The organism is Ancylobacter sp. 3268 (assembly GCF_031456575.1).
GTDB lineage: Bacteria > Pseudomonadota > Alphaproteobacteria > Rhizobiales > Xanthobacteraceae > Ancylobacter.
Window position 1 is genome coordinate 1 of record NZ_JAVDUX010000044.1, and the last position, 5,988, is coordinate 5,988.

A 5,988-nucleotide genomic window follows, 5' to 3' on the forward strand; every position below is an offset into this window, starting at 1 on the left:
CGCCGGCTATGACCGGGATGGGTTTGCGCCGGACGAGGTATTTGTCTGGCGCGGCGGGAGCGGGAAGGGCTAGGCGGCGGGGACTGTGGCCGGTGCCGCGGCCGCGGTTCGTCTGCGGGGCTCCGGCGTGCGGCGTGGCGTGGGGTGCGCTGTGGCGGCGGAACGAGACAAAACCCCGCCGGACATGTCTGTCTGGCGGGGTTTTGCGGGGTGTGAAGAAGCGTTGCGCGTGCTTTGCAGGCCTGGCGGCGACCTACTCTCCCAGGTCTTGAGACATAGTACCATCGGCGCTGAGGAGTTTAACGGCCGAGTTCGGGATGGGATCGGGTTCAGGCTCCTCGCAATGGCCACCAGGCCGGCGAAGCACGCGCATATTGCGAAGCAAGGCTCGTGAGAGCGATCTGTTGAGATCTGGTCTTTGGAGAGCGTTGATCCTTGATAGATATCGAGGATGAGAACGATCAAGCCAATCGAACGATTAGTACCGGTAAGCTCAATGCATTGCTGCACTTACACACCCGGCCTATCAACGTGGTCGTCTTCCACGGTTCTCAAGGGAATACTCGTTTTGAGGTGGGTTTCCCGCTTAGATGCTTTCAGCGGTTATCCCGACCGTACATAGCTACGCTGCACTGCGGCTGGCGCCACAACAGCTCCACCAGAGGTACGTTCATCCCGGTCCTCTCGTACTAGGGACAAATCCTCTCAATATTCCTGCACCCACGGCAGATAGGGACCGAACTGTCTCACGACGTTCTGAACCCAGCTCACGTACCACTTTAATCGGCGAACAGCCGAACCCTTGGGACCTGCTCCAGCCCCAGGATGTGATGAGCCGACATCGAGGTGCCAAACGATGCCGTCGATATGGACTCTTGGGCATCATCAGCCTGTTATCCCCGGCGTACCTTTTATTCGTTGAGCGATGGCCCGTCCACGTGGGACCACCGGATCACTATGGCCGACTTTCGTCTCTGCTCGACTTGTCAGTCTCGCAGTCAGGCGGGCTTATGCCATTGCACTCGACGACCGATTTCCGACCGGTCTGAGCCCACCATCGCGCGCCTCCGTTACTCTTTGGGAGGCGACCGCCCCAGTCAAACTGCCCACCATGCAATGTCCCGGATCCGGATGACGGACCGCGGTTAGACATCCATATCTATAAGGGTGGTATTTCAAGGATGACTCCACGAGAGCTGGCGCCCTCGCTTCAAAGTCTACCACCTATCCTACACATACCGACACGAATGCCAGTGCAAAGTTGCAGTAAAGGTGCACGGGGTCTTTCCGTCTGACCGCAGGAACCCCGCATCTTCACGGGGAATTCAATTTCACTGAGTCTATGCTGGAGACAGCGGGGAAGTCATTACGCCATTCGTGCAGGTCGGAACTTACCCGACAAGGAATTTCGCTACCTTAGGACCGTTATAGTTACGGCCGCCGTTTACCGGGGCTTCGATTCAAAGCTTGCACCTCTCCTCTTAACCTTCCGGCACCGGGCAGGCGTCAGACCCTATACGTCATCTTGCGATTTCGCAGAGCCCTGTGTTTTTGCTAAACAGTTGCCACCCCCTGGTCTGTGCCCCTCCCACATGGTTGCCCACATGAAAGGCCTCCTTATCCCGAAGTTACGGAGGTAAATTGCCGAGTTCCTTCAGCATAGTTCTCTCAAGCGCCTTGGTATACTCTACCAGTCCACCTGTGTCGGTTTCGGGTACGGGCTTAACGTGGGAGCTATTTCCTGGAACCCCTTCGAAGCCAGAACAGAACCAGTTCGTCTGACAACACACGGGATTCGTCACTACCCACAGGCTCAGGAATATTCACCTGATTCCCATCGACTACGCCTTTCGGCCTCGCCTTAGGGGCCGGCTAACCCTGCGCAGATTAGCTTTACGCAGGAACCCTTGGACTTTCGGCGACAGTGTCTCTCACACTGTTTGTCGTTACTCATGTCAGCATTCGCACTTCCGATACCTCCAGAGGCCCTCACGGGTCCTCCTTCGCAGGCTTACGGAACGCTCCGCTACCGCTTGCCCGAAGGCAAACCCTAAGCTTCGGCGCGTGGCTTGAGCCCCGATACATTTTCGGCGCAAGAATCCTAGACCAGTGAGCTGTTACGCTTTCTTTAAAGGATGGCTGCTTCTAAGCCAACCTCCTGGTTGTTTTCGGACTCTCACATCCTTTCACACTTAGCCACGACTTGGGGGCCTTAGCTGTAGGTCAGGGTTGTTTCCCTCTCGACGACGGACGTTAGCACCCGCCGTCTGTCTCCCGCGCACTACTTCCAGGTATTCGGAGTTTGGTTAGGTTTGGTAAGATGGTAAATCCCCCTAGCCCATCCAGTGCTCTACCCCCTGGAGTATTCACGCGAGGCACTACCTAAATAGTTTTCGCGGAGAACCAGCTATTTCCGAGTTTGGTTGGCCTTTCACCCCTAGCCACAAGTCATCCGAGACTTTTTCAACAGGCACCGGTTCGGTCCTCCAGTGCGTGTTACCGCACCTTCAACCTGCTCATGGCTAGATCACCCGGCTTCGGGTCTAATCCGACGAACTGAACGCCCTGTTCAGACTCGCTTTCGCTGCGCCTACACCTATCGGTTTAAGCTTGCTCGCCAGACTAAGTCGCTGACCCATTATACAAAAGGTACGCTGTCACCCAGGACGAACCTTGAGCTCCAACTGTTTGTAGGCATCCGGTTTCAGGAACTGTTTCACTCCCCTTGTCGGGGTGCTTTTCACCTTTCCCTCACGGTACTTGTTCGCTATCGGTCGCTGAGGAGTACTTAGGCTTGGAGGGTGGTCCCCCCATGTTCAGACAGGATTTCACGTGTCCCGCCTTACTCGAGGATGAATGATTGCATTACGTGTACGGGGCTATCACCCACTAAGGCCCGGCTTTCCTGACCGGTTCCACTTGTCGCACATTCACCACTGGCCTGGTCCGCGTTCGCTCGCCACTACTAACGGAGTCTCTGTTGATGTCCTTTCCTCCGGGTACTTAGATGTTTCAGTTCCCCGGGTTCGCTTCAAACCCCTATGGATTCAGGATTTGATACCTTCATCTGACAACTGGAATTCCAAAGCCTCACGGCCAAGGAACATCCGAAGATGTCGCCCTGAGGCAAGACCTCAGAGTCCCAGTCGTCGAAGGTGGGTTTCCCCATTCGGAAATTTACGGATCAAAGCTTGTTCGCAGCTCCCCGTAACTTATCGCAGCGTACCACGTCCTTCATCGCCTCTCAGCGCCAAGGCATCCACCGAATGCCCTTAAGACACTTGATCGTTCTCATCTTCGATACCTACCCGAAGTAGGAACTCGCTCCGAGCGCTCTGTGCGGAGAGCTCGGGGGCGGAACGGTTTTGAGAGACCCGTTCCACGGTATCGAAGCTATTCTAAAGACCAGCTTGCTTCGCATCATTCGACGACGGCGCGGTCACGCTCCGCCAGACGCGTCTCCGGGATCGCTCCCGGATCACGACCTGCCTTGCGGCCGATCGAATGAATGCTTTTTCACGATGTCAGACAACACGCCCTGCCGGAGACACGCTCACGGCAGCACGAATTCAGGTTTTCATGGACGAGAAAACGCCAATCCTCAGCTCGACAACCACCCGCCGAAGGGATGGTGGAGCCAGACGGGATCGAACCGACGACCTCATGCTTGCAAAGCACGCGCTCTCCCAACTGAGCTATGGCCCCGTCAAGGTGAGCGGCCCGGCAGCAGACGCATCGTCGATAAATGGTGGGCCTGGGACGACTCGAACGTCCGACCTCACCCTTATCAGGGGTGCGCTCTAACCACCTGAGCTACAGGCCCCAAGCCAGTTCAGGCGCCGTCCAATGACAGCGCCGTGGCCTGGGCTCGTCCATGAAGAAAGAGAAACGAAGACGGCGGCGTCCCGCATGTTGCCGGCCTGACGGGCCGGCTATGATCTAAGAGCTCCGATAGGCGCCGCGATCCGAGGACCGGGGCATTCCTGAAGGAACATCCTTAGAAAGGAGGTGATCCAGCCGCAGGTTCCCCTACGGCTACCTTGTTACGACTTCACCCCAGTCGCTGACCCTACCGTGGTCGCCTGCCTCCCTTGCGGGTTAGCGCAGCGCCTTCGGGTAAAACCAACTCCCATGGTGTGACGGGCGGTGTGTACAAGGCCCGGGAACGTATTCACCGTGGCGTGCTGATCCACGATTACTAGCGATTCCAACTTCATGCACTCGAGTTGCAGAGTGCAATCCGAACTGAGACGGCTTTTGGAGATTTGCTCACCCTCGCGAGTTCGCGTCCCACTGTCACCGCCATTGTAGCACGTGTGTAGCCCAGCCCGTAAGGGCCATGAGGACTTGACGTCATCTTCACCTTCCTCGCGGCTTATCACCGGCAGTCCCCCTAGAGTGCCCAACTGAATGATGGCAACTAAGGGCGAAGGTTGCGCTCGTTGCGGGACTTAACCCAACATCTCACGACACGAGCTGACGACAGCCATGCAGCACCTGTGTTCCCGGCTCCGAAGAGAAGAAACCATCTCTGGTAACTGTCCGAGACATGTCAAAGGCTGGTAAGGTTCTGCGCGTTGCTTCGAATTAAACCACATGCTCCACCGCTTGTGCGGGCCCCCGTCAATTCCTTTGAGTTTTAATCTTGCGACCGTACTCCCCAGGCGGGAGGCTTAATGCGTTAGCTGCGCCACTGATGAGCATGCTCACCAACGGCTAGCCTCCATCGTTTACGGCGTGGACTACCAGGGTATCTAATCCTGTTTGCTCCCCACGCTTTCGCACCTCAGCGTCAGTACCGGACCAGTAAGCCGCCTTCGCCACTGGTGTTCTTGCGAATATCTACGAATTTCACCTCTACACTCGCAGTTCCACTTACCTCTTCCGGACTCGAGATGGCCAGTATCAAAGGCAGTTCTGGAGTTGAGCTCCAGGCTTTCACCTCTGACTTAACCATCCGCCTACGTGCGCTTTACGCCCAGTGATTCCGAACAACGCTAGCCCCCTTCGTATTACCGCGGCTGCTGGCACGAAGTTAGCCGGGGCTTCTTCTCCGACTACCGTCATTATCTTCGTCGGCGAAAGAGCTTTACAACCCTAAGGCCTTCATCACTCACGCGGCATGGCTGGATCAGGCTTGCGCCCATTGTCCAATATTCCCCACTGCTGCCTCCCGTAGGAGTCTGGGCCGTGTCTCAGTCCCAGTGTGGCTGATCATCCTCTCAGACCAGCTACGGATCGTCGCCTTGGTGCGCCTTTACCACACCAACTAGCTAATCCGACGCGGGTTCATCCAATGGCGATAAATCTTTCCCCTTGCGGGCACATACGGTATTAATTCCAGTTTCCCGGAGCTATTCCGTACCATTGGGCAGATCCCCACGTGTTACTCACCCGTCTGCCGCTCCCCTTGCGGGGCGCTCGACTTGCATGTGTTAAGCCTGCCGCCAGCGTTCGTTCTGAGCCAGGATCAAACTCTCAAGTTGAATGAGATATTCAATCACGGCTAATGTCGCTACGCTCAAAACCTCTTGACGAGGTTGAGACCAGGACATCCCTCGCGGGATCATCCGGTCTCGAGAACGTAAACACGCCGAAGTCTCATTCGGACCCAATCAACCGTCCAATCTCGCGATCGGACAACCAACCGGATCCCGCAAGGACCCCGCCGTCCACGTTTCTCTTTCTTCTTCTATACCTGTCAAACAGCACGAGACCCGTAAGCCTCAACGGGCCGAAGCCCATGGTCTTGCGACCGGCCCCGAAGGGCAATATCCTCGACCTTCCGGCCGATCGGCGCTTCGTTGCCGAAGCCCCTCAACCTAAGGGCTCACACCCTTAGTGATGTCGACAGTTAACCCCTCCGGCGACTGCCGGTCCGAAGACCTCGTCTCTGTCGGGATCAACCGAGGAGCGTCAGCACCGCGTCAGCGGCGCGCCCCGTCGATGAACGGCGTTATAGGGGGGGCCGTTCCGGGTGTCAACAGC

General features: G+C 56.8%; 2 tRNA genes and 3 rRNA genes. All 5 read right to left on the minus strand.

The annotated features are described in order from the left end of the window. Positions 1-240: 240 nt before the first annotated feature. A 5S ribosomal RNA gene (gene rrf / locus J2X65_RS26760) occupies positions 241-355 on the minus strand. 102 nt (positions 356-457) lie between these two features. Further along, positions 458-3,287, minus strand: a 23S ribosomal RNA gene (locus tag J2X65_RS26765). A gap of 342 nt (positions 3,288-3,629) precedes the next feature. Then, positions 3,630-3,705 (minus strand) — tRNA-Ala (locus J2X65_RS26770). Between the two features lie 41 nt (positions 3,706-3,746). Then, positions 3,747-3,823, minus strand: a tRNA-Ile gene (locus J2X65_RS26775). A 178-nt stretch (positions 3,824-4,001) separates the two neighbouring features. Then, positions 4,002-5,486 (minus strand): 16S ribosomal RNA (locus J2X65_RS26780). Together the 16S, 23S and 5S rRNA genes with 2 tRNA genes alongside form the textbook arrangement of a ribosomal RNA operon. Between the last annotated feature and the right edge of the window lie 502 nt (positions 5,487-5,988).